The sequence below is a fragment of the Clostridium disporicum genome, from assembly GCF_001405015.1.
GTDB lineage: Bacteria > Bacillota > Clostridia > Clostridiales > Clostridiaceae > Clostridium > Clostridium disporicum_B.
The window spans coordinates 185,821-212,454 of record NZ_CYZX01000002.1 but is presented as its reverse complement, the minus strand read 5'-3'; the positions used below and the strand labels follow the sequence as shown (position 1 = coordinate 212,454).

At 29.1% G+C, this 26,634-nt stretch carries 26 protein-coding genes; 6 read left to right on the top strand and 20 right to left on the bottom strand.

Going from position 1 to position 26,634, the window contains the following annotated elements; all coding sequences use genetic code 11:
- Window positions 1-20: 20 nt before the first annotated feature.
- Entirely contained in the window at window positions 21-1,580 is a 1,560-nt protein-coding gene (locus tag ARA56_RS02200) for a C40 family peptidase (RefSeq protein ID WP_055263491.1), read from the bottom strand.
- A gap of 270 nt (window positions 1,581-1,850) precedes the next feature.
- On the opposite strand from ARA56_RS02200, the gene ARA56_RS02195 reads away from it, so the two are divergent.
- Window positions 1,851-2,627, top strand: coding sequence for an endonuclease/exonuclease/phosphatase family protein (locus ARA56_RS02195; RefSeq protein WP_055263489.1), 777 nt, complete (start codon window positions 1,851-1,853; stop codon window positions 2,625-2,627).
- A gap of 176 nt (window positions 2,628-2,803) precedes the next feature.
- Here the strand turns inward: ARA56_RS02195 and ARA56_RS02190 are convergent, their stop codons facing one another.
- The 9 genes from ARA56_RS02190 to yqeC form a co-directional block, all read right to left on the bottom strand.
- Window positions 2,804-3,583, bottom strand: coding sequence for a TIGR02452 family protein (locus tag ARA56_RS02190; RefSeq protein WP_055263487.1), 780 nt, complete (start codon window positions 3,581-3,583; stop codon window positions 2,804-2,806).
- A 212-nt stretch (window positions 3,584-3,795) separates the two neighbouring features.
- On the bottom strand, window positions 3,796-4,383 hold the full coding sequence (locus tag ARA56_RS02185) for a nucleotidyltransferase family protein (protein ID WP_055263485.1): 588 nt from the start codon (window positions 4,381-4,383) through the stop codon (window positions 3,796-3,798).
- A complete protein-coding gene (locus ARA56_RS02180; RefSeq protein ID WP_055263483.1) occupies window positions 4,373-6,655 on the bottom strand; it encodes a xanthine dehydrogenase family protein molybdopterin-binding subunit in 2,283 nt (760 codons plus the stop codon). The genes ARA56_RS02185 and ARA56_RS02180 overlap by 11 nt, the downstream gene beginning before the upstream one ends.
- 5 nt (window positions 6,656-6,660) lie before the next feature.
- Entirely contained in the window at window positions 6,661-7,116 is a 456-nt protein-coding gene (locus ARA56_RS02175) for a (2Fe-2S)-binding protein (protein ID WP_055263481.1), read from the bottom strand.
- Window positions 7,106-7,906 carry an FAD binding domain-containing protein gene (locus ARA56_RS02170; RefSeq protein WP_055263479.1) on the bottom strand — a complete coding sequence of 267 codons (801 nt, stop codon included), beginning with the start codon at window positions 7,904-7,906 and terminating at the stop codon, window positions 7,106-7,108. Before ARA56_RS02170 ends, ARA56_RS02175 begins: the two co-directional genes overlap by 11 nt.
- Before the next feature lie 166 nt (window positions 7,907-8,072).
- Window positions 8,073-9,392 carry a uracil-xanthine permease family protein gene (locus ARA56_RS02165; protein WP_084758931.1) on the bottom strand — a complete coding sequence of 440 codons (1,320 nt, stop codon included), beginning with the start codon at window positions 9,390-9,392 and terminating at the stop codon, window positions 8,073-8,075.
- A gap of 290 nt (window positions 9,393-9,682) precedes the next feature.
- Complete coding sequence (locus tag ARA56_RS02160; protein WP_055263475.1) at window positions 9,683-10,717, bottom strand: XdhC family protein; 1,035 nt, start codon at window positions 10,715-10,717, stop codon at window positions 9,683-9,685.
- A 20-nt stretch (window positions 10,718-10,737) separates the two neighbouring features.
- Window positions 10,738-11,523, bottom strand: a complete 786-nt coding sequence (gene yqeB / locus ARA56_RS02155; protein WP_055263473.1) for a selenium-dependent molybdenum cofactor biosynthesis protein YqeB — start codon at window positions 11,521-11,523, stop codon at window positions 10,738-10,740.
- Between the two features lie 16 nt (window positions 11,524-11,539).
- Window positions 11,540-12,292: a selenium cofactor biosynthesis protein YqeC gene (gene yqeC / locus ARA56_RS02150; RefSeq protein ID WP_055263470.1), complete on the bottom strand. Its 753-nt coding sequence runs from the start codon at window positions 12,290-12,292 to the stop codon at window positions 11,540-11,542.
- Between the two features lie 212 nt (window positions 12,293-12,504).
- Between yqeC and ARA56_RS02145 the strand changes: the two genes are divergently transcribed.
- Together ARA56_RS02145 and ARA56_RS02140 are read left to right on the top strand one after the other, a co-directional pair.
- The gene (locus ARA56_RS02145; protein WP_055263468.1) at window positions 12,505-13,149 is read left to right on the top strand and encodes an undecaprenyl diphosphate synthase family protein; all 645 of its coding nucleotides are present in this window, start codon (window positions 12,505-12,507) and stop codon (window positions 13,147-13,149) included.
- A 21-nt stretch (window positions 13,150-13,170) separates the two neighbouring features.
- Window positions 13,171-13,509 (top strand): NAD(P)-binding protein, encoded by a 339-nt coding sequence (locus ARA56_RS02140; protein ID WP_055263466.1) that lies wholly within the window; start codon window positions 13,171-13,173, stop codon window positions 13,507-13,509.
- Between the two features lie 86 nt (window positions 13,510-13,595).
- Here ARA56_RS02140 and ARA56_RS02135 read toward each other — a convergent pair whose 3' ends face one another.
- Entirely contained in the window at window positions 13,596-13,964 is a 369-nt protein-coding gene (locus ARA56_RS02135; protein WP_055263464.1) for a hypothetical protein, read from the bottom strand.
- A 104-nt stretch (window positions 13,965-14,068) separates the two neighbouring features.
- Window positions 14,069-15,094: an IS1595-like element ISCldi1 family transposase gene (locus tag ARA56_RS16360; protein ID WP_084758930.1), complete on the bottom strand. Its 1,026-nt coding sequence runs from the start codon at window positions 15,092-15,094 to the stop codon at window positions 14,069-14,071.
- 55 nt (window positions 15,095-15,149) lie between these two features.
- Here ARA56_RS16360 and ARA56_RS02125 point away from each other — a divergent pair, with 55 nt between their 5' ends.
- Entirely contained in the window at window positions 15,150-16,361 is a 1,212-nt protein-coding gene (locus ARA56_RS02125; RefSeq protein WP_084758929.1) for a phytoene desaturase family protein, read from the top strand.
- 156 nt (window positions 16,362-16,517) lie between these two features.
- Here ARA56_RS02125 and gltA read toward each other — a convergent pair whose 3' ends face one another.
- From gltA to ARA56_RS02105, 4 genes are all read right to left on the bottom strand, one after another.
- Window positions 16,518-17,912, bottom strand: a complete 1,395-nt coding sequence (gene gltA, locus ARA56_RS02120) for an NADPH-dependent glutamate synthase (protein ID WP_055263460.1) — start codon at window positions 17,910-17,912, stop codon at window positions 16,518-16,520.
- Window positions 17,912-18,802 (bottom strand): sulfide/dihydroorotate dehydrogenase-like FAD/NAD-binding protein, encoded by an 891-nt coding sequence (locus ARA56_RS02115; protein ID WP_055263458.1) that lies wholly within the window; start codon window positions 18,800-18,802, stop codon window positions 17,912-17,914. The genes gltA and ARA56_RS02115 overlap by 1 nt, the downstream gene beginning before the upstream one ends.
- A 19-nt stretch (window positions 18,803-18,821) precedes the next feature.
- A complete protein-coding gene (locus ARA56_RS02110; RefSeq protein ID WP_055263456.1) occupies window positions 18,822-19,988 on the bottom strand; it encodes an iron-containing alcohol dehydrogenase in 1,167 nt (388 codons plus the stop codon).
- Window positions 19,989-20,177: 189 nt separating this feature from the next.
- Window positions 20,178-22,055, bottom strand: a complete 1,878-nt coding sequence (locus ARA56_RS02105; RefSeq protein ID WP_055263454.1) for a sigma-54-dependent Fis family transcriptional regulator — start codon at window positions 22,053-22,055, stop codon at window positions 20,178-20,180.
- Window positions 22,056-22,223: 168 nt separating this feature from the next.
- Here ARA56_RS02105 and ARA56_RS02100 point away from each other — a divergent pair, with 168 nt between their 5' ends.
- Entirely contained in the window at window positions 22,224-22,403 is a 180-nt protein-coding gene (locus tag ARA56_RS02100; protein WP_055263452.1) for a (2Fe-2S)-binding protein, read from the top strand.
- 50 nt (window positions 22,404-22,453) lie between these two features.
- Here the strand turns inward: ARA56_RS02100 and ARA56_RS02095 are convergent, their stop codons facing one another.
- Entirely contained in the window at window positions 22,454-23,092 is a 639-nt protein-coding gene (locus ARA56_RS02095) for a nitroreductase family protein (RefSeq protein WP_055263450.1), read from the bottom strand.
- A gap of 218 nt (window positions 23,093-23,310) precedes the next feature.
- Here ARA56_RS02095 and ARA56_RS02090 point away from each other — a divergent pair, with 218 nt between their 5' ends.
- Entirely contained in the window at window positions 23,311-23,493 is a 183-nt protein-coding gene (locus ARA56_RS02090; RefSeq protein ID WP_055263448.1) for a hypothetical protein, read from the top strand.
- Window positions 23,494-23,549: 56 nt separating this feature from the next.
- Here the strand turns inward: ARA56_RS02090 and ARA56_RS02085 are convergent, their stop codons facing one another.
- The 3 genes from ARA56_RS02085 to ARA56_RS02075 all read right to left on the bottom strand — a co-directional run.
- Window positions 23,550-24,266: an HAD family hydrolase gene (locus ARA56_RS02085; protein ID WP_055263446.1), complete on the bottom strand. Its 717-nt coding sequence runs from the start codon at window positions 24,264-24,266 to the stop codon at window positions 23,550-23,552.
- Between the two features lie 56 nt (window positions 24,267-24,322).
- The gene (locus ARA56_RS16270) at window positions 24,323-25,771 is read right to left on the bottom strand and encodes a sensor histidine kinase (protein WP_070205628.1); all 1,449 of its coding nucleotides are present in this window, start codon (window positions 25,769-25,771) and stop codon (window positions 24,323-24,325) included.
- Between the two features lie 82 nt (window positions 25,772-25,853).
- Window positions 25,854-26,634 (bottom strand): hypothetical protein (locus tag ARA56_RS02075; protein WP_172675730.1); only part of this gene is annotated, 781 nt, incomplete at its 5' end.

Sequence of the window (26,634 nt, the reverse complement as noted above, 5' to 3'; positions counted from 1 at the left end):
CTAAAAATACCTTTCACTCTCTACAATATTCTTCTTGCTCTACTTACATATCCCCACGGTACATTACTAATTCTTACTGTATCTCCTGTAAATGAAGATTCAATCCATTTACCATCACCAATATACATACCAACATGTCCTAAATCTCCTGTAAAAATTAAATCCCCAGGAATAACATCATTTAATGATACTTCTATTCCATCATTAATTTGGTTATATGTCGTTCTACCCACATTAATACCAGCTTGTCTAAATGCCCAATAAATAAGACCAGAGCAATCAAAGGCTCTATAACCCATGTCTACAAATCTTTCAGCATGGTCATATTCTCCTTGAGCAGCATCCTCAGGGAATCTATTTTTTAATTCATTTAAAAATTCTGTAGTTAAAAACTCTCCAGATCCTCCCCATACATACGGAGCTCCTAGTTGAGCTTTCATAGAGTCTAAAATTATATTGTAAGCTTCTTTATTTACAGACCCTTCATTGCTAATATTTCCTGAGTTTTCTTCAAAGTCTACAGTAATATAATCAGCACTTACATAACCTACTGAATCTTTAAATACTATCTTATACCAATTTCCTACTTGCCCTTGAATTTCTACAATAGTATTATTTAAAAGATATCCAATAACAAACGAATCTGTGGATGCCTCTTTACGTACTCTCAAATTTGAACCTTCAACATTTATAACTTTCCCTTTGGAAATTATACTTTGCTCAGGCAAAATTTCTCCAGATCCACTGTTATTATCATCTGATGTCTTTTCTAGTGTTATATAATCTTTACTTACATATGCTACTGAATTATTATATGAAATTCTATACCAATTACCTTCTTCACCTATAATATTAACAGAATTTCCTTCATATAAACTTCCAAGCACTTCTGAATTTGTGTTTGGTGATTTACGTATTCTTAATGTAGAACCACCTAGATCATATACATATCCAATTTTTCTTACGGTATCATCTCCACCTGCACCATTTTCATTATTATTGTTATTACCATCGTTGATACCATTAACTAAAATATAATCACTATGTACATATCCATAGCCATTATTAAACTTAATTTTATACCATTCGTCTGCAGTCCCTACTATTGTTACAGTTGTATTATCCACAACATACCCGATAATAGATGAATTTAACGAAGCACCACTTCTAACTCTTAAATTAGGTTCTGCATTATATACCTTCCCGTAATATAATGTATCTTCTGTAGAACTTGAGTTTATTTCTTCTACATAATCTCCATGTACATAACCCAAAATATTGTTATAGCTAATCTTATACCAACCATTACTGTATGATATAATTTCAAAACTAATACCTTCACTCATAGTTCCAAGAATTTCAGAGTTTGTTGATGGATTAGACCTAATTCTTAAATATGTTCCATCAACATTAACAACTTGTCCTCTACTAGTGCTTCTCATATTGACATTTTCTATATCAGCCTCAGTTGTTGGCAATTCATTATTTTCTAAAGCCTGTACTGCAATTGGCTTTAACAATACCATACCACCAATTACTCCCGAAATTGCAATTCCTCTTTTAATTGTACTTTTATTCATATATAGATCTTTTCCTCCACAGCTCTTAGTCTTTCAGCAATTTATTTTACCACATTTATCAATTAAATTTAAATACTTTTTACTAATTATTTGTAATTATTTAACATATATTAGTATTTATTTCCTATTTATAATAATATTTTACCATCTTTTGTGATAAAAAGAAATATTATGAATGATTATAATATTTAATATATGATAAAATAAATATAAAGCTTTTTACTAAGCATCGTAAATTAAGGGATTATATATAGAAAAAGGTGAGAATTAATGATTGTAATGTCTTTTAATCTTAGAAGCGATTTCATTCTAGATATAAATAATAGATGGGTTAATCGCAAAGATATTGTTAAAGAAATAATACTAAAGTATAACTGCGATATTATTGGAGTGCAAGAATTAACAAATAAAATGCATAAAGATATTATAGAGTTTGCTAAGGATTTTAATATTGTTGGCCGAGCTAGGAGCAAAAAGTTATTTGCCGAAAGAAATGACTTAATAATTCCTAAAAAACATAGCATAGAAGATCATAAAACTATCTGGCTATCAAATACACCTAATAAGATAGGTAGTCAACCTTGGTTTTCTCTATACCCAAGAATATGTACAACCGCTAAAATTAAATTAGATGACAATACAAAAATCAGAGTATATAATACTCATCTTGATTGTTTACTTCCACAAGCTAGAGACTATGGAATAAAGAAATTAGGCAAATTCATAGATTCAAATTATAGAGAAGATAAACTTCCAGTAATTGTAATGGGTGATTTTAATGCTACTCCTAATAGTAAAGTAATTAAAAACTTTGCTAGCGGAAAATATTATGACAAAAGGTTTTTTGCTGTTCAAGATAAAAATAAAGATTTATATAATAAACCTACACGAGCTGGTTTTAAAGGCAAAGATACTGGCTCCCATATAGATTATATTTTTGTAAGTGAAGAGCTAGAAATAGTAGATGTAGATATAATTACCGATAACCTAAATAGTAAATTTCCTTCAGATCACTTCCCATTAATAGCCGATATAAAGCTAAAATAGTTCTAGTTAGAAAAAACGAAGTGGCAAATGGTTGTTTAATATTCATTTACCACTTACTTCTTCTAAATACAATTTAATTATTAAGTATTAATTATCATATTTTATTTGTTATAATTATACAATATACGTTCTTATGGTTACTTCTAAATTTTTTGTGTAATTCTTTTGTTAATAAACTATTGAATTACAGCAAAAATAACTTTTATTTCTACTGGTACAAATTCCCTAATGCATTTCTCAAAAATATCATAAACAACTTCTCTATCATTACCAAAGACTCCGCAACCAAATGCACCTAGTATTAATACCGTTGGTTTTTTACTTATCGCTAGTTTTACTATCTTTTCTATTCTCTTACTCATAATATCAACTAATAATTTCTCATCTCTTACCCCTTCAGCATATGCTTTTCTTCTGTTCACAGCTGGAGATACTATAAAAGAAGCTAACTCATAATTATCTAAAAGTTCAAGAGTATCATTTCTTATTATAGGTACATTGGGAACATAAAGCATTCTATCATTATATAAAGGCGTATAATTTTCTCTATTAAATTTATAAAAATCATTCTGCTTTTTCAAACTTTCATATAGCATGGAAGCTCTACATAGACTTTCCTCTTGAGCTTTACTTCCGCTTAAATATCCACCACCTGGATTAATAGCACTTGCAAAATTCAATACTATTATATTCCCTCTTACTCCTTCATTTCTTAGCTTTAAAATAGTATCTATAGTCCCAAGATTTATAATATTATCTCTAACTATATAATTTTTTTGAATTTCTTTATAATTTTCAACATATGTCACTTCATTATTTACAAGCTCTGTTTTATCTATCATATCCTCAACTTTATTATCAAGTTCTACCTTCTTCCCATTTTTAGAAATATAAAAATTATTTTTAGCTATTTCAAAATTTTCTTTCACCACATCTCTTAACTTTTCATTGTTCATTAGCACACCCTCCTTATTTCCAATATTTATATTAATTATAGTATAAATATACCTAAGTTTATAACAAGACTAGTACTTATAAATTATAAAAATAAAAGGTATAGCAATAAAAGCTATACCTTCATATATACAAAAATAAATTTCTATTTTTTATTTGTTAATTATCTTCATGATTCGTTAATGATATCACCAAAATATTAATTTATCAATAATTAGGTAATTTTGTTTGTACTTTTTGAGTCTATATCATCTCTAGTATCTATATCCTTTAATTCTTCTTCATCTTCAATTTGAATTATCTTCAAATCATCTATATGTTTTTTTAGTATATGCTTACCACCAATATCACCTTTTAAACTTAATAGTTCTTCTAAATATTTTCTACTGAAAATATTAGGATTCCCTAATCTATCTTTAAACCCTATAGAGCATATTCCTTTACCCCCACTATTAAATTCCTCTATAAGTTTGTTTATACTTTTAGGCTTAATAAAAGGTTGGTCGCAAACCATAAACATATATCCATCAGCACTCTTATCCCTACTTATTCCTAAAGCAATAGAATTAGATATCCCTAGTTCACTTTCAAAGTTTAAAACAACATCAAAACCTAAATCAATAGATTTTTGCTTTATATCTTCATATTGAGTAACCACAATAATTTTATTTAATCCTTTTATACCTTTTAACTTCTCTAAAGTGTACATATATAGTGGTTTGTCATGAAAGTTAGTTAATAATTTGTTTCCATTGAACCTCTTACTATTACCTGAAGCCAATAAAATTAAATTAATCTTCATTCTCCATCATTCCCATTGCTATTTTTTCAGCAGTAATTGGAAGTGTTCTTATATTAACTTTAGTAGCATTATAAACAGCATGTGCTAAAGCTGGAGATGGTGTATTTATTACTATTTCTCCAATAGATTTTGCCCCAAAAGGTCCCGTTGGCTCATAACTGCTTTCAAACTCTACTCTTATATTTCCTACATCAAGCCTTGATGGAATTTTATATTGCATAAAAGAATCATTTCTCATTCTTCCTTTGAAATCATAAGATATATCTTCATATAAAGCCATTCCTATACCTTGAACTATTCCTCCCTCAGCTTGAATCTTAGCTAAATTTGGATTTATCATAGTACCGCAATCAACTACTGCTACATAATCTATTATATCAAGTTTACCAGTTAATTTATCAATTTCTATCTCAACTGCTCCAACCATAAATGGTGGTGGTGATGTCTTTGAATAATGTGATTCACTAGCACTGATTGTTTTACTACCTCCAACTAAACATCTATTAGCTAAATCTACTAAAGAAATTTCCTTATCATCTTCATATGAATGAATTGACTTTCCATCAAAATCTAAGTTTCCTATTGGACACTCTAGAATTTTAGAAGCTTCTTCTAAAATTCTAACTTTTAAAGTTTCACATGTTTTAATAACTGCTCCTCCAGTTACATATGTAGTACTTGATGCATACGACCCTGTATCATATGGGCTTTGGTCAGTATCAACACCATGAACTACTATATTTTCAACTTCACAGTTTAAACAATCAGCAGCTATTTGAGCTAATATTGTATCACAACCTGTCCCCATATCTGATGCACCTATCATTAATGTATAGAATCCATCATCATTAAGCTTTATTTCTACTGCAGCCGTATCTATATTTGAAATACCAGACCCTTGCATAGCCATAGCTATACCAACTGACCTTATCTTACCATTTCCCATATCCCTAGCTGGATATTTATTATCCCAGTCTATCATATTCTTTGCTTTTTCTAAACATCTATCTAATGCACAACTATTAGCAATTTCTCCATAATAAGCTGGCATTACATCGCCTTCTTTAACCATATTAAGCTCTCTTAATTTAATAGGATCCATATTTAGTTTTGCTGCTAATTCATTTACAGCAGATTCTAAAGCAAATATCCCTTGAGTGGCTCCATATCCTCTATATGCTCCAGCCCCCATAGTGTTTGTATATACTACATCATAATTAAATTTATATGCTCTTGGAGTGCTATATAAAGGCATAGATTTATGAGCACTTAACCCTACTGTTGTTGGTCCATGTTCTCCATAAGCTCCTGCATTAGATAAAGTATTAATCTCTATTGCTTTAATTATTCCATCTTTATTAGCTCCTAAACGTACAGTTATCTCCATTTCATGTCTTGGGCTTCCATTTGTCATACTTTCTTTACGACTAAATATAAGCATTGCTGGTTTCCCAGTCTTCATAGTAACTATTGCTGGATAAACCTCACTAACTGCACTTTGCTTTGCTCCAAATCCACCACCTATTCTAGGCTTTACAACTCTAACCTTTGATTTAGGTATTTCAAGCGCATTAGCAATTATACGTCTTACATGAAATGGAACTTGAGTTGCAGATGTTATATTTAATCTTCCATAAATATCGAGTTCAGTAAAAGTTCTAAAAGTCTCCATCATAGCTTGATTATTAGCTTTTGTATGATAAGTTTCTTCTATTATGATATCACAGTTTTTAAGTTCTTCTTCTAAATTACCATGTTCAAAGCCACCAGTTGAACAAAGATTCCTCTTGTTATCTGCCCCTACATCACATAGAGCTTTAAAATCTTTCTCTGGGTGAACTAATATATTGTTATCTTTAGCATTTCTGAAATCTAAAACAGCTTCTAAAACTTCATATTTAACTTTAATAAGCTTCATAGCCTTATTTACTGCTTTCTCATTTTCTCCTGCTACTATAGCAACAGGATCTCCAACACATCTTAATCTTCTATCTAATATTAATCTATCATATGGACTAGGTTCAGGATAGGATTGTCCTGCTGTAGTAAATCTAGATTTAGGCATATCTTCATATGTTAAAATACACTCAATTCCTGGCACCTTCATAGCTACTGTAGTATCTATGCTTTCTATTAGAGCATGAGCATGAGGGCTTCTAAGTAATTTAACAACTAGACAATTCTTTGGTGCTAAGTCTTCTGTATATACTGGTTTTCCTGTTAATAGTGACATAGAGTCGCTTTTTCTTATGCTTTTATTTACATATTTCATATTTACTACTCCTTAGTTAATCCTAAATAGTTTTTTATCGCTCTTAATTGTCCCATATACCCTGTACAACGGCATAGGTTTCCTGCTAAATACAATTTTATTTCTTCATCACTTGGATTTATTAATTCTTTCTTCATAGCTAAAACATTCATTACAAATCCTGGGCTACAAAAACCACATTGCTCTGCCCCTTGATCAGCCATAAATTGTGCAAATTCTTTTGCCTCTTCTTCTAATCCTTCAATTGTAGTAACTTTTAAACCATTTGCCCTCATAGCAAGAGTTGAACATGAAAGTACAGGTTTTCCCTCTAAATGAACTGTACACAGTCCACAGTTTGCTGTATCGCATCCTCTTTTTACACTTAAAAATCCTTTATTTCTAACAAAATCTATTAATAATGTATCTGGTTCAATATCATCCTCAAAAACTTTATTATTTATCCAAACCTTAATTTTCATATGAACCTCCAACTATTCCTTCTATTCCTCTTTTTATAAACGCTTTAGCAAGAAGTAATCTATATTCCTTACTTCCTCTCATATTACTTTCAAATTTAACTTCATCAATTACCTTGTTTATTACTTTTTCTATTTCTTCTTTGGTAGGTATTTCACTTAATAATTCACTAACCCCTGACACTTCCATAGCTCTCTGAGGTCTAGCCCCTAAAACTACTTTCCATTTACCATCTAACTTAGATACTGCACAAGCTAAAGTAGGTATATCTGTTGCACTATTTCTATGAGTCATGTATCTAACCTGTCTATTATCTTTTTTAATTAATATTCTTACTAAAATATCATTATCATAAGGCATGTCCTTATATTCTGATAAAGGAATTATTCCACCTTTATATAATTCTACGTATGTATCTAAAGCTAATAATACTGTTAATATGTCTGAGAAACCAAATCTTGAATAAATACTTCCACCAATAGTTGCACAATTTCTAAATTGAACTCCTACTATGTATTTCAAACTTTCTTTTATAGATTCATCAAAATATCTATTAAGCTTATTGCTTACTTCCATATCTCTTAATGTGCACATACAACCAATTTTTATAAATTCATCATCTTCTTCTATTTTATTTAATCCTAATCCTGATAAATCTATAGCATTTTGAATATTTCTTTCACCCATTTTAAGCCAAGCTGTACCACCTAAGACTACATTATTCTTTTTCTGATTTAACTCATAAGCTTCCTCTAAACTTTGAACTACTATATAGTTTTTAATAGTAAACAAATCACAATTCCTCCTAAACTTCTATCTAAATTTACACTAGAATATTAATTTATAGAAATATTTTCTATAATGCTCTTTACATAATAAATTTGCATATCTCCTAGAAATATGCAAATTCTCATATCATAAAATTAATATCGCTCTTATTTTAAAAACAACATTTCTTCTAATTATTAATCATAACTTCCTCTTCTTCTTTGTCTTTAGGTAAGATTAAATTTAAAATAGTAGCAATAACAAATGTCATTATAATTCCATTTTGAGCAAAAATGTTTCCAATCCAAGTTGGCAAACCAGCTAAAGCTTCTGGAACATTTCCAAGTCCAACACCAATTCCAATAGCAAGTGCTACGATTAAACCATTTCTACCATTTAAATTTTCTCTAAATAATGATTGAAGACCACTTACAAAAATCATAGCAAACATTATAACAGCTGCTCCTCCAAGAACTGATTGAGGCATTACTGATAAAACTGCACTTAATTTTGGAAAAAAACCTGCTAAAATTAAGAATAACGCACCTGTCATAATTACAAATCTATTGACTACTTTAGTAACAGCAACTAGTCCAACATTTTGACTAAAAGAAGTGTTTGGTGCTACACCAAATAATGCCGCTATAAAACTTGCAACACCATCAGCTATTACTCCTCCTGATAATTCTTCATCTGTTGCTTCTCTTCCAAGTCCTCCAACAGCTATTGCAGAAATATCTCCTATTGTTTCAACTGCTGTTGCTATATACATAATTACCATTGATATAATTGCATCTAATCTAAATTCAAATCCCATAACAAAAGGTCTTGGTAAGCTAAACCATGCTGCTTCTTTAACTTGTGTAAAATCAATCATTCCCATAAATATAGCTACTATATATCCAATAATTATTCCTATTAAGATTGCAGAAGTTTTAATAAATCCTTTAGTATAATTTTGAACAATAATAATTACTAACATTACTATTGTTCCTACTAATAAGTGCTTAGGAGCTCCAAAGTCTGCTGCTCCAGCTCCACCAGCAAAATATTTAATTCCAACTGGAAGTAATGAAAGTCCAATAGAGATTACAACTAAACTAGTTACTATTGGTGGAAATAATTTTCTCAATGGCTTAATAAAGAATCCTAAAACAATTTCTAAAAGTGCTCCAACTAAAGATGCCCCCATTATTGCTGCATATCCATAAGTTGCACCAATAACTTTTTCCGTTCCTATAAATCCAGAACTTGTTCCCATTACAACTGGTAATCCTGAACCTACTTTAAAGATTGGATATAATTGAATTAATGTTGCAACACCAGCTATAAACATAGAATTTTGAATTAACATACTTTTTGTATTTGCGTCTATATTTAATAACCCACAAACAATTATTAAAGGTGATACATTTCCTAAAAACATAGCTAGAACGTGTTGTATACCTAGTGGTACTGCTTTTTTTAACGACACCCTTCCATCTAATTCATAAACACTTCCATTTTTCATATAAATATCCCCCATTACTGAACATTAAGTTTATTTAAAACATTATTGTTCGTATTTTAAAGATATAGTATCATGTTTTTCTTTATCTGTATATACTTTTTTACCATACATTTAGTTAAATTGTCATATTAATGAAATATCTCACTTTTTATTTCTATACTTTTTTACTTTTTCTGAGAAACACGAACATTAAACCTATAACCCTCTATACAATGTGAAACATTTAAAAAATTTTATAAAAAAGCTATTTAATTGCTCTAAAATAGATTAATTAAATAGCTCTAATAAACTTATATATATTCAAAAATAACTTTTACTTTTCCACCACAAACCATCCCTAAAGTTGATGCATCTGAGTTTGATAGATTATACATTTCAACATCAGAACTTCTACTATCAATTAGTTCTAAACCCTTTAAATATACAGCATTTTCCACGCTGCCTCCTCCAACAGTCCCCTTAAAACTCTTATCTTCTTTAATAAGCATTTTAGTTCCTATTCCTCTTGGAGATGATCCCACTTTCTCTACTATTGTGGCTAATACCTTCGCTTGATTGTCTTCAATAATTTCTTTTAAAATTTCTTCAGAAATTTCTGTTTTCTGATTTATATTCTTCTCTTTAATAATTTCAGCTGCTATACTTACAGCTATTTCTGCTGGAGTTTGTCCACCTATTTTTAATCCAATCGGAGTATGAACCTTATCAATTAACTCTCTACTATAACCAGCTTCTAACAATGATTCAACAACAATTGCTACTTTTGCTTTACTTCCTATCATCCCAACATAAGCATAGTCTTTATCAATAGCAAATTCTAAACATCTTCTATCATCCTTATGTCCTCTAGTCACAATAACAAAATAAGTATTTTTATTAAAAATATTTTCTTTTAGAACTTCTTCAAAATTTCCGCAAATAACTTCATCTGCAAGATTAAATCTATCACTATTAGCAAATTCTTTCCTGTCATCTATAACTGTTACCCTAAAATCTAAAAGTTTTCCTATATTACATAATGGTAAAGCTATATGCCCACCACCACAAATAACTAAGTTAGGTTTACTAGCCAAATATTCTATAAAAACTTCCTTCTTATCATAAGTAACACTACATGTATCTTTGTTAAGCTTAATATTCTTTAAAATATCTCCCCATACCTCTTCATAACGTTCATCTTCTATCACAATATTATCATCTATTTTAAACAACTTTTGCCCAGCAATATTTTCCCCTTCATATTCACCAGAAACAATTGTTATTAAATAAACATCTTTGCTCCTATTTAATGCATTGTATAATTTCGTATAAAAGTCTTTTTTCATTTCTTCTCCCCCATTAACCCTTATTTATTTTTTAAAAACAATATTCCCTCTAAAACTCCACCACCAATAGATCGTGCTTTATCCGATATAGTAAAACAATGCTCTTTCTTACATCTTGGGTCTATATCTCCACTTTTCATACCTTCAAAAACCTCTATACCACCTTGTAGCATCCCTCTAACTATTCCACTTATGCTAGCATAAACTGGTATTTTATCAATATAAGCAACAACTTGTCCCTCCTCAACATAATCTCCAATTTCAGAAACCGGATTAATTATTCCATCACTTGTTGCTCTAATAATTCTTCCCACAGTATGTCCACCTATATTTCCTGGAACACCTGTATTTGGAATAGCCTTACCTTTTGTAATAACTCTTCCCAAATAATGCCCTCTTTTTGTTTCTATAACCAAATCGCAATCTACCCCAGCTTCAAATCCTGGTCCTAATGCAATTACTATAGGTGCATCATCTATAGATGTACCTGTATTTTTCTTAGCTACAATAGCATCAACGACAATATCTGGTTTAAGCACTTCAATAATATTTGCATCTTTATCAACTATTACCGAAATAATCCCATTATCTATGTTTTCCCTTATCATTTGAATATCTTTAACTAGACTAGCTTTTACCCCTTCTACCTCTACTTTACAATCATAAACAGCTTGAGAAAAAGCCACTGTTCTTCTAACCGTAGTTGGCTCTTCTATCTCAGTCATAACTACATCAAATCCACATCTTTTTAATCTATGAGCTACACCAGTAGCTAAATCTCCAGCACCTTTTATTAATACAAGCATTTATAATTCTCCATCTCTATTCTAAGCAGTATTTATACGATGTAATGATAACCTTTATACTTTTATTTTCAATTTTTTCCGCTATTCTAATAGCCTCTTTTAATAGCTTATTATTATCTACTTTATTGATAATTACTCTATATTCCATTTTCTCTTCATTCAAGGCTTTCATTGAACCATCTTTACTAGATAGTATATATGCAAAATCATTAATGTCAACTATATCCTCTTCCGATTTACTTAGAATCCTAGCTACTATATTAGGCCTATGACATGTCTCTTTTATTCTCTTACCTAATGCATCTATACCACAAACAGCAACAACCATATTGGTTATATCTAAAATTACAGGTTCATGACTATCTGGTGCTTTTAGTGGTAACATCTTAGCTCCATCAGCTTCAATAAGCAAAAAATCACATATTTCTCTAAGCTCATTAACTTTCTCTATAGGAATCGATATTATTTTATCTTCTTTTGACTTTAACCCTACCGTTATAAAGTTATTTTCATCTAACTTTTTTTTAATTTCATCTATATTATTATTTAAAATAACCTTATCTTTCGGCATTTGCATATGTGTAGTTGTTGTTACTATTACTCTTTTTCCTTTGCTTGATAACTCTTCTGCTAATTGATAAATAGATGTTGTTTTACCTCCACCACCAATAAATGAAATAACATACTTTTTATCTAAGTCTACTTCTAAACCTTCGTATAAATATTCTTTATTTATATTTTTATTCTCTTTAATTTTCACTACTTTCATCAACTCTCACCACACTTTTATAACTAATATTGATACTACAATATTTAAGATATGTTCACTTTATACTATATATTAAATATAAAATCACTTCATTCTTATTTCAAGATATATTTTGCATCTATTGTATTATTTTAAAATTCAATTTATCAATAGAATATTTCTCCTTTCTAATGTACATAATTATAATTATCAAAACATATAGGAGAATATTTATGCGAATTCCAAATCATATAGGTATAATTCCTGACGGAAATAGACGTTGGGCAGAATCTAAAGGTTTTTCAAAAGAAAAAGGATATTCACTAGGAGGCATAACCCCTGGTCTATTATTATTTAAACTTTGTCAAAAAGCTGGAGTAAAAGAAATTACATACTACGGTTTTACAACTGACAATACAAAACGTCCATCTATTCAAAAGGCTGCTTTTATTAAAGCATGTGTAGATGCTGTTAAAATATTATCCAATGAAGATGCAGAATTATTAGTTGTCGGGAATACTGAATCTAAATCATTTCCAAAAGAACTTCTTCCTTATACAACAAGAAGAGTATTTGGTAAAGGTGGAATAAAAGTAAACTTTTTAGTCAACTATGGTTGGGAGTGGGATTTATATAGTTTAAAGTCCACTTCTAATAAAAGCAAAAGTATAATGCCAACAATTCACTCAAGCGAAATTTCTAGAATAGATTTAATTATTCGTTGGGGTGGTAGAAGAAGATTAAGTGGTTTCTTGCCAGTTCAATCTGTTTATTCAGACTTTTATGTAGTAAATGAATTTTGGCCTGATTTTAAACCTGAACATTTTTACAATGCTCTAGATTGGTATAATGATCAAGATATTACTTTAGGTGGATAATACATGTAAGGAGTTAGATCTATGAAAAAAGTATTTATTATTGGTGCTGGAATAGGTGGATTATCTGTTGCAGCAAGATTATTACAATATGGATTTGAAGTTGAAATTTTCGAAAAAAATAATACTATTGGAGGAAAAACTAACTTTATTGAATTTAAGGATTTTAAATTTGACTTAACTGCTTCAATAATGATGTTTCCTGAAAACTACATAGATCTTTTTAAATTTTGCAACGTAGACTACAAAAACTATTTTTCAATGATACCTTTGTATAATTTATATTCAGTTTTTTACTATGACAATAGTAAATATAACTTTAGTACTAATCTACCTAATTTAAATAGGCTCTGTTTTAAATAAAGGTTGATAATAGAAAATGCAGAAGCGGACATTTTATGTCCGCTCTTTTGCAATAAATATCAATGATTTAATGTTTAGATTTCTTATTAATCTACATATCCATCTCCAATATATTTAAAATCCTCAATTGTTGCAAAAGCAATTCTATTATTAGGTTGTATATTTTTATTCCTAATAATAAAATTAAGCCTTAAAACTTCTTTATTTATATATGTTTTATCTAATATATTTCCCATTTCTTCTTTAAGTACAACTTTATCAATATTTATATTTTCGTAATCAAAATCTATTTCTTTTTTTATTTCCTCTGGCAATTGATTATATATATTTTCTGCGTTTTCCACTGTAATTAATTGTGCTTTATTTGGAGTATATTCAGATGGTTTTTCTTTTGTACATGAAACTAATGCAAACACAATAGTAAATAAAGCAAAGACTGATATTATTTTTTTCATAATTTATTCACCTCCGTATTAAATACTTTTCTTTTTAACTTTATAGTAGTATTATACATAATTTATAGATTATAATTCCAGTATTTATTGAAATAAAATACTCTTTAAACAAATATTGGTTTTCTATTCTTAAATTCCTTCACCATAGTGTAACTATGTGCTATATTACTATGAATTATCAAATTTTTAATTCTAATGGTATCTTTTTCTGTGCTGAATGTATTTATCCATTTGTGCCACTTCAAATAGTTTTCAAGGTATTTTGTAGCCACACCATTGAATCTGGACATCCATCTCTTCAAATTAGAATGTAGGCTATTTATGTGATTTATATGGTATATATCCTCTTTATGTCTACCCCTTTTAATTCTCTTATGTTCTAATTGCATATCTGTAGCAAATTGAATGTATGATTTATGAGAGTCAGTGCATAAAATAGAATCTTCCCCTATACGATTACTATATAGACGTTCCAATTCATTAGCAGTAACTCTACCAGTACATAATAATTCCATTATCATATTTCCTTGTCTATCAAGAGCAGTCCCCACACACACTTGCTCTTTACTAATACCTCTTTTCTTGACTTGTTTCCCTCTCTTACGGGAAGGTCTTGGCATATTGGCTGGTTTAGTTCCCTTATAAGAATAAGCAAAGAAAACTTCATCTGCTTCAACTACACCATCAACAGAGCCTACACCAAGAAATTCACTAATGCAGTTAAGTATCTTATGTCGCCAGTAAAAAGAAGTTGCTATATTAATTTCTACTTCTTCTGCTGATTTTCTTATAGAGTAACCACTTAACATACATTTAGCGTATTTAAGCCACTTGTCTAAAGTCTTTTTGCTTCTGTAAGTAGCAGAATTAGTTAAGTCGGAAAATGATTTTTTGCAATTTCTACATAAATATCTTTGTACACCATTTCTTTTTCCATTTCTAACCACATCGGTACCGTTACAATGGCAACAAACTCTACCTTTAGAAAATCTCATTTCTTTAACTTCTTTAGTTATTTTGGCAACTTGAGAACCTAAAATAAGATATTCTTCTAATTGAGTTATTAATTCTTGTTGCTCTTGTTCTGACAAGGCTTTTGCTTGTGCTAATACTGATGTTACATTATTCATAGTGATACCTCCAAAAATTGATTATATTTATATTATAAACAAATTTTAAAAAAGTATCACATATCAACCACTATTTAAAACAGAGCCTTTAAATAAAACTATTTTAAATATAACAAATAATAATATTAAAGATACTTACGGTTATTCTAACTTTTTATCAAGTAACTATAAAAAATATTTATTAGCTGAAGATTCAATTTTAAATAGAAGTTTCTTAAAAACGTCTAATTTATTAACTTCTTTAACTTTGCCTAAAGCTTTAAATTTCAAAGCATTTACTTCTAGTTATGATGATGCTAAAAAATATATAAAGAATGAAAAACTACTAGATTATCTGATGTTCCAAAGTATGTATGTAGGTATTTCTCCTTATACTTCACCTTCAATATATAATATAATCCCTACGATAACTCAATATTACGGTTTATATCATATTAAAGGAGGAATGTACTCCTATATTAAAGCTTTAGAACAACTTATAATCGATAAAGGTGGTATTATACATACATCTTCTCCAGTCCATAAAATATTATTTAAACATAATAAAGCCAATGGTATTGTAGTTAATGGACAAAATCGTTATAGCGATATAGTAGTTTGTAGTAGCGATTATTCTTATACTATTAAAAGTCTTATAAAAGATAAAGACATAAGGACTTTTATTAAACCAATAGACGATTTAGAATACTCTTGTTCAACCTTTATATTATATTTAGGCTTAAATAAAAAGTACCCAAATCTAAACATACACAATATATACATAAATAATAACTTCAAAAAAAATATAGAAGATACTTTTAATGGTTACCTTCCTAAAGATTTATCTATGTATATTTATTGCCCTAGCTCCGTAGATGATAGTATATGTCCGAAAAATTGCGAAGCTATTAACATTATAATCAGAGTCCCTAACACTTTAAGTAATAAAGTAACTTGGACATCTGAAACAATTTATTACTTAACTAAAAAGATTTTAAAAACTCTAAGTTCTATTAGTGGTCTTGAGGATATTACAGAACATATAGTATATATAAATCATTTAACTCCACTAGACTTTAAAAATAAATTTAACACTTACGGCGGTTGTGCTTTTGGTCTAAGTCATACATTAAAACAAAGTATAATTTTTAGACCTCAATGTCAAATTCCTAAGATTAAAAATTTATTTTTTACTGGTGCATCTATTCACCCTGGGAATGGAGTTGCTATGGTGTTAAAATCATCTAAAATATGTGCTACTAAAATAAATAAAATGTATATGCACTAAAGCTTTCCTAATTGCGCAAATACATTTCTACTCTTTAATGTTTTTATATGCAAATAAATTATATTTTTAAACTCAAATATCTTATTTTTCTTAAAAAATTAGACTTTAGAGAAAATTAATTTCTCTAAAGTCTAATGGTATTTATAAATTTATAAATTATATACTTTGTAAATATTCATCTATAGCTGTAGCTGCCTTTTTACCAGCACCCATAGCTAAAATTACTGTTGCTGCACCTGTTACTGCATCTCCCCCAGCATAAACACCCTCTTTTGATGTTAAACCAGTCTCTTCATCAGCAATTATACACTTCCACTTATTTATATCTAACCCATTTGTAGTAGAAGCTATTAATGGATTTGGTGATGTTCCAAGTGACATAATTACTGTATCTACATCTAAAATAAACTCTGACCCCTCCACTACTACAGGTCTTCTTCTTCCAGAAGCATCAGGTTCACCAAGTTCCATTTTTACACACTTCATTCCTTTAACCCATCCATTTTCATCTGCAATAATTTCAGTTGGATTAGTTAATACATCAAAAATTACGCCTTCTTCCTTAGCATGATGAACTTCTTCTAATCTTGCTGGAAGTTCAGCTTCACTTCTTCTATACACTATATGGGTCTCTGCTCCTAATCTTAATGCTGTTCTTGCAGCATCCATAGCAACATTTCCGCCACCTACTACGGCAACTTTTTTACCTACTTTAACAGGTGTTTGATAATCATCTTTATAAGCCTTCATTAAATTTATCCTTGTTAAGAATTCATTTGCTGCGAAAACACCATTAGAATTTTCACCTGGTATTCCCATAAACTTTGGAAGTCCTGCCCCAGATCCTATAAATACAGCATCGAATTTTTCTTCTTCCATAAGTTCATCAATAGTAACAGTTCTACCTATAACTACATCTGTTTCTATCTTAACTCCAAGCTTTTTAATATTGTCTATTTCAGCTTTAACTACTTCATCTTTTGGAAGTCTAAACTCAGGAATTCCATAAACTAAAACTCCTCCTGGCTCATGTAATGCTTCAAATACTGTTACATCATATCCTTTTTTAGCTAAATCTCCAGCACAAGTTAATCCTGCAGGTCCACTTCCAATTACAGCTACTTTCTTTCCTTTAGAAGCCTCTTTAAATGTTAAATCTACATTATTATTTCTAGACCAATCCGCAGTAAACTTTTCTAATTTACCTATAGCCACTGGTTCTCCTTTTATTCCTAAAACACATTTACCTTCACATTGAGTTTCTTGAGGGCATACTCTTCCACATACTGCAGGTAAAGCACTATATTTTGCTATATCTTTCGCCGCAGCTTCAAAGTCCCCTTTTTTAACCTCTGCTATAAATCCTGGAATATCAATAGACACAGGACATCCTTCAACACATTTAGGATTCTTACATCCTAAGCATCTATTAGCTTCTTTAATAGCTCTCTCTTCATCATATCCTAAACATACTTCATCGAAGTTTTTAGCTCTTACTTCTGGTGCTTGTTCTGTAACAGGAGTTCTTTTCATTCTATCTTGCATATTCATTACTTATCACCTCCGCAACCACAGCCAGCACGATGATGTGTGTCTCCTTCTTCCATCTTTAATATAGCTCTTCCTTCTTCAGTCTTATACATAGATTGTCTTCTCATTGATTCATCAAAATTAACTAAGTGTCCATCAAATTCAGGTCCATCAACACAAGCAAATTTCACTTCATTTCCAACAGTTACTCTACAAGCTCCACACATACCTGTTCCATCTACCATAATCGGATTTAAACTAACTGTTGTCGGAATATGCAATTCCTTAGTTAAAATAGACATAAACTTCATCATTATCATAGGCCCAATAACTACAGCATGATCATATTTCTTACCTTTATGATTAACTAAATCTAAAAGACAGTCAGTAACTCTTCCATTAAATCCATATGACCCATCATCTGTTGATATATATAGGTTCCCTGCAACTTTTCTCATTTCATCTTCTAGTATTAAAAGTTCTTTATTTCTTGAACCTATTATCACATCAACATTAATACCATTTTCATGGAACCATTTAACCTGTGGATAAACTGGAGCTGCTCCAACTCCACCAGCTACAAAAATAAATTTCTTATTTCTTAATTCATTAATATCTTCATGAATAAATTCACTAGGCATCCCTAATGGGCCAACAAAATCTTGAACATATTCACCAACTTCAAATTCTGCTAATTCTTTAGTTCCAGCTCCAACAGTTTGGTAAACTATCGTTACTGTTCCTCTTTCTACATTATAATCTGCAATTGTTAAAGGAATTCTTTCACCCTTTTCATCTGTCTTGACAATTACAAATTGTCCTGGTTTTGCTGATTTAGCAACTCTCCTTGCTTCTATCTCCATTAAATAAATATTATCTGTAAGAAGCCTTTTATCCACAATTTTAAACATTTTATCGTCTCCTTAACTTCTAGAACTCAACTTTATTCCCATAATAAGTACATTCAAATAATCTTGCCATTGTCTCAGCATCTATTTCTCTTGGATTTGATCCTGTACAAGCATCAGCTACAGCATTTTCAGAAATGAAAGCTAAATTAGCTTTGAAGTCTTCTTCTTTAACTCCATATTCCTTCATTGAATGTGGTATATTTAAATCATTATTAAACTTATTAATTCTTTCTATTAATGCATCTGTTAATTCAGCATTATTAGAACCTTCTAATCCAATTCTTCTTGCAATATCAGCATATCTCTCTTCACAAACTATTCTATTATATTGAATTACATATGGTAAGAAAATAGCATTAGCACAACCATGAGGGATATGGAATACTGCTCCTGTTTTATGTGCCATTGAGTGAACTATTCCTAATAAAGCATTTGAAAATGCCATACCTGCTAAACATTGAGCTTCATGCATTAAGTTTCTTGCCTCTTCATCTCCGTTATATGAATTTACTAAATGCTCGTCCACCATTTCAATAGCTTTTAATGCTAATGGGTCTGAGAAATTTGATCTTAATGATGCTGTATATGCTTCAATAGCATGAGTTAATGCATCCATTCCTGTATGAGCTACAAGTTTAGCTGGCATTGTTTGTGCTAAATCTGGATCAACTATAGCAATATCAGGAGTTATGTTAAAATCAGCTAGAGGATATTTAATCTTAGCCTTATAATCTGTAATAACTGAGAATGCTGTAACTTCCGTTGCAGTTCCAGAAGTCGATGGTATCGCTATGAATTTAGCTTTTTTTCTTAATTCTGGTAATCCAAATGGAACTACAGCTTGTTCAAATGTAAACTCTGGGTATTCATAGAATATCCACATAGCTTTAGCAGCATCTATTGGAGAACCTCCACCCATTGCAACTATCCAATCTGGTTCGAAGTCTCTCATTGCTTCTGCACCCTTCATTACAGTTTCAACTGATGGGTCTGGTTCAACACCTTCAAATATTCTTACTTCCATTCCAGCTTCTTTTAAATAATTTTCTACTCTATCTAGGAAACCGAATCTCTTCATTGATCCGCCACCTACAACTACCATTGCTTTTTTACCCTTTATTGTTTTTAATGTTTCTAAAGATCCTTTTCCATGATATAAATCCCTTGGTAATGTAAATCTTGCCATATTTATCCCTCCATAAATTAAATAATTTATTTCTCTATTATTTATATAGCAATTACTGTGCCAAAATTACAAAAACCTTATTACCGTTATTTTTTTAACCATATTTTTATTTTTCAAACAAATTTACTGCTCAAAAATTTCACATTCTCCTATTTTTACTGTTTGCTTTTTGAACACTGTTCACTTTTATTACACTTTTAATTGATATTTTTTTATTTTATTGTATAAAGTATTTCTACTTACACCTAATGCATTGGCCGATTTATATATATTGCTTTTGTATTTTCTTAGAACTTTAATAATATGATTTTTTTCAATAAATTCTAAAGTAATTTCATCACTGTTTATTTCTTCAACTTCTTTTATTTCACTCTTATATTTATTATCACAATTCACATCTAGTGAAAATGACATATTCCCATCTAAGTTAACTATATTTTCAATAACATTTTCCAACTCTCTTATATTTCCTGGCCAACTATAATTAATTAAATCATTATATAAATTATCACTTACTTCTGGCACAGATTTATTAAGCTTAAATGACTTCATTCTTAAAAAGTAATTTATTAACTCTTTAATATCTCCATTTCTCTCTCTAAGAGCAGGTAAATTTATAGGAATTACACAAAGTCTATAATATAAATCTTCTCTAAACTTTCCTAGTTCAATTTCCTTTTTGAGATTCTTATTAGTCGCTGCTATTATTCTTACATCAACATTTATCTCTTCAGTTCCACCTAACCTTGTGATTTTCCCTTCTTGTATTACCCTAAGTAAATTAACTTGATGTTCTAAAGGCATTTCTCCAATTTCATCTAGAAATAAAGTTCCTCCATTAGCCATTTCAAATTTACCTATCTTACCACCTTTTTTACCACCAGTAAAAGTTCCATCCTCATAGCCAAAAAGTTCACTTTCAATTAAATTAGAAGGAATAGCACCACAATTAATAGCTATAAACTTATTATTTTTTCTCATACTATAATTATGAATAGATTGAGCTAAAACTTCCTTTCCTGTCCCACTTTCACCTTCAATCAAAATCGTAGAAGGACTATTAGCAACTATTTTACAGTTAGTAATCACATTTTTCATAATAGAACTAGATCCTATAATATCTTCAAAGTCATAACGTGCAATACCTTTAGTCGTTGATTCTTTCTCATCCTTTAACGTGATAACTAACCCAATTAACTTTTTACCATCTCTAACACCTTTAACGTTTAATAATGTTTTAAAGTTACTATTTTCACTAGTTTTTACTTCCCTCGTAATTGATTTTTCACCATTTTCTAATATTTCGTATATTTTAAACCAATCTGGTAATATGAAATCAATATCTCTATTAATAATATCTATTTTATTACTCTCTAATATCTTAGCTCCATGCTCATTAATATTTTTTATTTTTCCTGTAGAATCAACTATAATTACACCTTTATCAACATTTTTAATTATGCTATCCATATAATTATATGCTTCTTGAAGTATTTCTTGAGATTTAGCATTATGTATCTCATTTTCTATAGCCTTAACCCCAAAAATAACTAATCCCAAAGTATGAGAATGTTTTTTATCCCATTTTCCCGTTAAATTTAACGTTCCTATTATATCACCTTTAATATTGTGTATAGGAGCTGCAGAACAAGTTAAACCCTTGAACATATCTACATAATGCTCATCGGCAGTAACTTGAACTGGTCTATTTTCAGCAAGTGCTACTCCCATGGCATTAGTTCCTATATTTTTTTCATCCATAAATACTCCAATATCAAGATTAAGTTTTGCAAATTCACGGATTGCTCTTTCAGCACCTTTAATATCTAATATGCATCCATCTTTATCAGTCAATATTAATATAAAATCATTATCCTCTATAGTTTCACATACCATATTTATGTAAGGTAGCGATACTCTTATTAGCTCTTTATTTTTTTCTAATAAATCATAAATTTCATTCTTTTTAAGTTTCTTTTTAGAATTATTAGTTTTAGTTTGTACCCCAAATTCCTTTGATCTTTCATGAGATTTTTCTATTAAACTTTCTTTATTCACTAACTTCATCCCCTACTAAATAAATTTTTCTGCAAAACAGCTGCAACTCAAATCCCATAATTATTTATATTATACATTTTTTTCAAATTTATCTCCAGAAATTTATTATCTTTTTCTATAAATATTTGTATATCTCCCCCTTTGATGCTAATACTAAATCTATTAGGAGGTGTTATTATGAGTGATAAAATAATCTGTTTATGTAAAGGTATCTCTGAAGATACTATAATAGATGCCATAAAAAATGGTGCCGATACAATTGAGAAAGTTAAAGAAGCCACTGGTGCTACAACTGGACATTGTCATGGTTCAAGATGCAAAGGCCCAATAGAAGAGCTTATAGCTAAATATAAATAACAAAAAGCTCTAAAGCTTATACATATGCTTTAGAGCCTTACTTATAAATATTAATCTATAAATGTTACTACTTCGTCTAATGGTTTTCGTGGCGGAGCCTTTGGAGTTTCTTCTTCAGGAATTCCTAAAGATATCATTGCCATTAGCTCATATCCTTCTTTATTAAAATTAATTAACTCTTCAATCTCTCTTTTAGAATGAGCTGGTCCTGTCATATAACAAGCACCATACCCCATTGCAGTAGCTGCAAGTAGAAAATTCTCTACTGCTGCACCTATTCCTTGTACTTCAGAATGTGTTGATTTTAAAATTTCAATTACTTCTTCGTTAGCATTATTAGCTTTTAAAATATCCTCTTCTATCATCTTATATTCTTTTGAGTATACTATTACAACAACTGGTGCATCCTTAAAACAAATATAATAAGGAAGAGTATTCATCATAAGCTTCCTTTGCTTTTCTTCTTTAGCTATTTCGGCTAAATATATATGTTTATTAGTTACTATCTCTGCCATCTTATTTATAATATCTCTATTTTGCAAAACAACAAAATGCCATGTTTGCTGATTCTTCGGAGATGGTGCTTGTGTAGCTGCATCTAGAAGCTTTAAAATATCCTCTTTAGGAATTTCTCCTTCTTTGAACTTTCTTATACTTTTTCTTTTATAAATAAACTCTAAATTATCCATTAGTTTTCCTTTCATTATTCTTAAAGTATTTTTAATTATATTATTTAAACTATAAGCTTAAAAGTAATTTATTATATCTTTTCCATTATATCATAAAAGTAATTATTATTAATTATTAGCTCTCTATACTCCTATTTAATAAAAAACATTGAATATATATATAGCTTTATTTAAATACTATTCTTGAATACATATTTTTTATTTGGAGGAAATTACATATGAAAAAATTAATAATATTAGGTTTAATTACTCTTTCATTATTTGTTAGCTGTGGTAACAATACTACTCCTAATGATAATAAAGATAATAAAGCAACCGATACTACTGATTATGGTAAAGAAGCACCATCTACTAACAGTAATGAAACAGATTCAAATACAAATACAAACCAAACACATTAATTAAACAAAATAAGGAAGCTAATTAATATAGCTTCCTTGTTTATACTTAATAAGTATTATTTTATAGTTAATTGGGCTATTTTTTCAATATCTATATCCATAATACTATATTTACTAGATAATTCACCTTTAATTTCTGGTGAAAGATTTGAATGCAAATAAAGAGAATCTAAACCAACCTCATTTGCTCCACCAATATCACATATATAATCATTTCCTATCATTATACTCTCATTAATATTTAAATTATGTTTATCTAATAATAACCTATAAAATTTACTATCTGGCTTACAAACTTTATAATCAGCTGAAAAAAATATATCATCAAAATATTTTTCTATTCCTAGCATTTTCATTTCATAAAATGTAAATACTCTTTGTGCATTTGATAGTAAATATATTTTCTTACCTTTAGCCTTCAATAATTCTAAAAGCTCTATTACACCATCGTATAATCTAATATATTTTATCGATAACACTCTAAAGAATTGAGCTGTATCCTTTATTGTATCATTTGAAGGCGTTATTCCCTTATCTTCATACAATGAAAAAAATACTTTTTCTAAAGAAAAATCTGGATATTTTGTATCATTAATTAACTCTAGTTCTTTTTTAACCTTCTCGGAATACAAATCTTTAAGTTCTTTAGCTTTATATTTTGCTCCTTTTAATGAGTAAAATAGCGAAAGCTTATCCCATAATTCGCTTTTATCTTCATCAGTATTTATATCAACTAATGTGCCATATAAATCAAAAATATAATTTTTATACATATAAATTCCCCTTTTATATAAGTAAATATTTTTTAGGTTTATTGTTTTTAAATTCATTAATTATATATATCAGAAAATTCAACTTTTATTTTTTCTATATTAGCATCTACAGCAGATTGAGGTAGAATATTTTCACTTTCTTCTACTCTCGCTATTGGAAGTTTTACTGTAAATGTACTCCCCTTATTTATTTCACTATCAATATTAATACTGCCCCCTTGAAGTTCAACTAATGATTTAACTAAAGAAAGACCTATTCCACTTCCTTCTTTTTTTCTATAAGTTGACTTATCAACTTGAGCAAACCTTTCAAATATCTTTTCTTTCATTTCTTTAGGTATCCCAATACCTGTATCTTTAACTGAAATCAATACTTCTTTCATTGTTGATTTTATATCAACAAAAATATCTCCACCTCTTTCAGTAAACTTTATAGCATTTGATAGTAAATTCAATATTATTCTCTCTATACTATCTGGATCACAAGCTATAACTAACTCCTCTACATCAGTATCAAAGGTTAATGACATCCCTTGTGATTCTATATAACATGCAGCTGATAAAGTTATATCTTCAACTATTTTAACTATATCAACATTTATTTCTTTAATTTTAAAACTTGCAGAATCTATTTTGGTTATATCAATTAAATTAGAAATTAATCTATGTAATCTATTAGTGTTTTGCTTACTCATTTGCATATATTTTATAAAGTTTTCATTTCTATAGTTATCATTCTTAGTTGTAACTTCTATCATTTGCTGAGCAGTATAAATAATATTTAAAGGCGTTTTCAATTCATGAGAAACATTTGCAAAGAATTCAGTCCTAATCTTTTCAGCTTCTTCTATCTTCTTATTCGCTTTTTTTACTTTGATATCTTTTATAAATTCACTTAAAAAATGTTTATACATTAAATTAGAAATTAAAATACTAAAGATTACTGTAAACACAATATTAACTATATTATCCATCATGCTCGTTGTATCTTTCGCAAATAATATTATATATGTCAACATCGTTAATGCCGGTATCACAGTTTTGATTACACTAACAATCAACGGAATATAAATCAATGTTGCATAGCAAAACATAATTATTATATATGATGAAATTTGATTTGTACTTTGAAATAAATCCAAAGACATAAATATTCCCCACCAAATTACACAATCAGCAAATACTGCATATATAGCTTTATTAGTTTTATATGATAGCTTTTTTGATATAATTTTATAATATATTACCCATATTATCGAAACTATTATCATGCTTACATGCGCTAAGTAAAGGTAATAATAAGATAAATTATCTTTTGATATTGCTTTGTAATAGAATATATCTACTAGAATAAGAATAATATTTAAAAAAATTAATAATAAAAACGGAAGATTCATCTTATTCATATTAGTTTCTATTCTTAATCTTTCAAATTGATGATATTCATTAATATTCTCAAAATATGTTTCTGCCGAAATAAAACATTTTTTTCTTTTGGTAGTCACAAAATTTCCCCCTAATCAACATCTTATTACATATTATACCAAGTTTCTATTTTTGGGTCAATTTATATCTTAAGTATAAATATTACAAATTTTCTTTCTTAATACAGTCTTCAGGGTTAATCTTTATCCTTTCCCACTCTCCTACTTCATTCTTTCTAAATTGTGCAATTTCTATATCATAATCATTAGTTAATATATAAAACTCAATTCTATATTCATTACCATCATTTCCTTTAAAATATATATTTTTCACATATCCATCGATAGTTATTTTATCTATTTCTTTAAGGAGATTACACCAATCTCCATATCTTATTAATACCGATAACTTCCCATCATAGTCCCATCGATGATAAGGTGCACACAAATACTCTTCAGGTATAATAGTTATATTAGAAATCTTATAAATACCATCTATTCTTTCTAAATCTATATATCCATAATAATAGACAAAAGCCCCTGCACCAAACTCAGTACCTTGAATAGTCTCAATCTCATAAAAATATTTTAAATCTTTTATATTCTCGTCTATTGGAATCTCTTTCAATTTGATTAGATTTATATGAAGAATATTTTTGAATGAATCTTCATATTTATTATAGCTAATATTGCTCTTATATTCTTTAGTTAGAAAATTATAAGCTATTGGATATGGCTCTTTTGCTCTACCTAGAGTTCCACATCCTGTATATTTATCCTTTACTGGATTTGCTGCCTCTCTCAATACTGAAAAGTAATTTATTACTGTATACTCTGGTGAAATAAGATAATTTATAGGTATCTCTATACTATCTGCTTCCATTCCACTATATAGATTAATAAGATTATTAGTCTCATCATTACCATTTAATATATCTAAGTTT

Bases quoted from the DNA above. Each gene is read 5' to 3' on its own strand.
- ARA56_RS02200 (WP_055263491.1), bottom strand. From the start codon at position 1,580: ATGAATAAAAGTACAATTAAAAGAGGAATTGCAATTTCGGGAGTAATT.
- ARA56_RS02195 (WP_055263489.1), top strand. From the start codon at position 1,851: ATGATTGTAATGTCTTTTAATCTTAGAAGCGATTTCATTCTAGATATA.
- ARA56_RS02190 (WP_055263487.1), bottom strand. From the start codon at position 3,583: ATGAACAATGAAAAGTTAAGAGATGTGGTGAAAGAAAATTTTGAAATA.
- ARA56_RS02185 (WP_055263485.1), bottom strand. From the start codon at position 4,383: ATGAAGATTAATTTAATTTTATTGGCTTCAGGTAATAGTAAGAGGTTC.
- ARA56_RS02180 (WP_055263483.1), bottom strand. From the start codon at position 6,655: ATGAAATATGTAAATAAAAGCATAAGAAAAAGCGACTCTATGTCACTA.
- ARA56_RS02175 (WP_055263481.1), bottom strand. From the start codon at position 7,116: ATGAAAATTAAGGTTTGGATAAATAATAAAGTTTTTGAGGATGATATT.
- ARA56_RS02165 (WP_084758931.1), bottom strand. From the start codon at position 9,392: ATGAAAAATGGAAGTGTTTATGAATTAGATGGAAGGGTGTCGTTAAAA.
- ARA56_RS02160 (WP_055263475.1), bottom strand. From the start codon at position 10,717: ATGAAAAAAGACTTTTATACGAAATTATACAATGCATTAAATAGGAGC.
- yqeB (WP_055263473.1), bottom strand. From the start codon at position 11,523: ATGCTTGTATTAATAAAAGGTGCTGGAGATTTAGCTACTGGTGTAGCT.
- yqeC (WP_055263470.1), bottom strand. From the start codon at position 12,292: ATGAAAGTAGTGAAAATTAAAGAGAATAAAAATATAAATAAAGAATAT.
- ARA56_RS02145 (WP_055263468.1), top strand. From the start codon at position 12,505: ATGCGAATTCCAAATCATATAGGTATAATTCCTGACGGAAATAGACGT.
- ARA56_RS02140 (WP_055263466.1), top strand. From the start codon at position 13,171: ATGAAAAAAGTATTTATTATTGGTGCTGGAATAGGTGGATTATCTGTT.
- ARA56_RS02135 (WP_055263464.1), bottom strand. From the start codon at position 13,964: ATGAAAAAAATAATATCAGTCTTTGCTTTATTTACTATTGTGTTTGCA.
- ARA56_RS16360 (WP_084758930.1), bottom strand. From the start codon at position 15,094: ATGAATAATGTAACATCAGTATTAGCACAAGCAAAAGCCTTGTCAGAA.
- gltA (WP_055263460.1), bottom strand. From the start codon at position 17,912: ATGAATATGCAAGATAGAATGAAAAGAACTCCTGTTACAGAACAAGCA.
- ARA56_RS02115 (WP_055263458.1), bottom strand. From the start codon at position 18,802: ATGTTTAAAATTGTGGATAAAAGGCTTCTTACAGATAATATTTATTTA.
- ARA56_RS02110 (WP_055263456.1), bottom strand. From the start codon at position 19,988: ATGGCAAGATTTACATTACCAAGGGATTTATATCATGGAAAAGGATCT.
- ARA56_RS02105 (WP_055263454.1), bottom strand. From the start codon at position 22,055: ATGAAGTTAGTGAATAAAGAAAGTTTAATAGAAAAATCTCATGAAAGA.
- ARA56_RS02100 (WP_055263452.1), top strand. From the start codon at position 22,224: ATGAGTGATAAAATAATCTGTTTATGTAAAGGTATCTCTGAAGATACT.
- ARA56_RS02095 (WP_055263450.1), bottom strand. From the start codon at position 23,092: ATGGATAATTTAGAGTTTATTTATAAAAGAAAAAGTATAAGAAAGTTC.
- ARA56_RS02090 (WP_055263448.1), top strand. From the start codon at position 23,311: ATGAAAAAATTAATAATATTAGGTTTAATTACTCTTTCATTATTTGTT.
- ARA56_RS02085 (WP_055263446.1), bottom strand. From the start codon at position 24,266: ATGTATAAAAATTATATTTTTGATTTATATGGCACATTAGTTGATATA.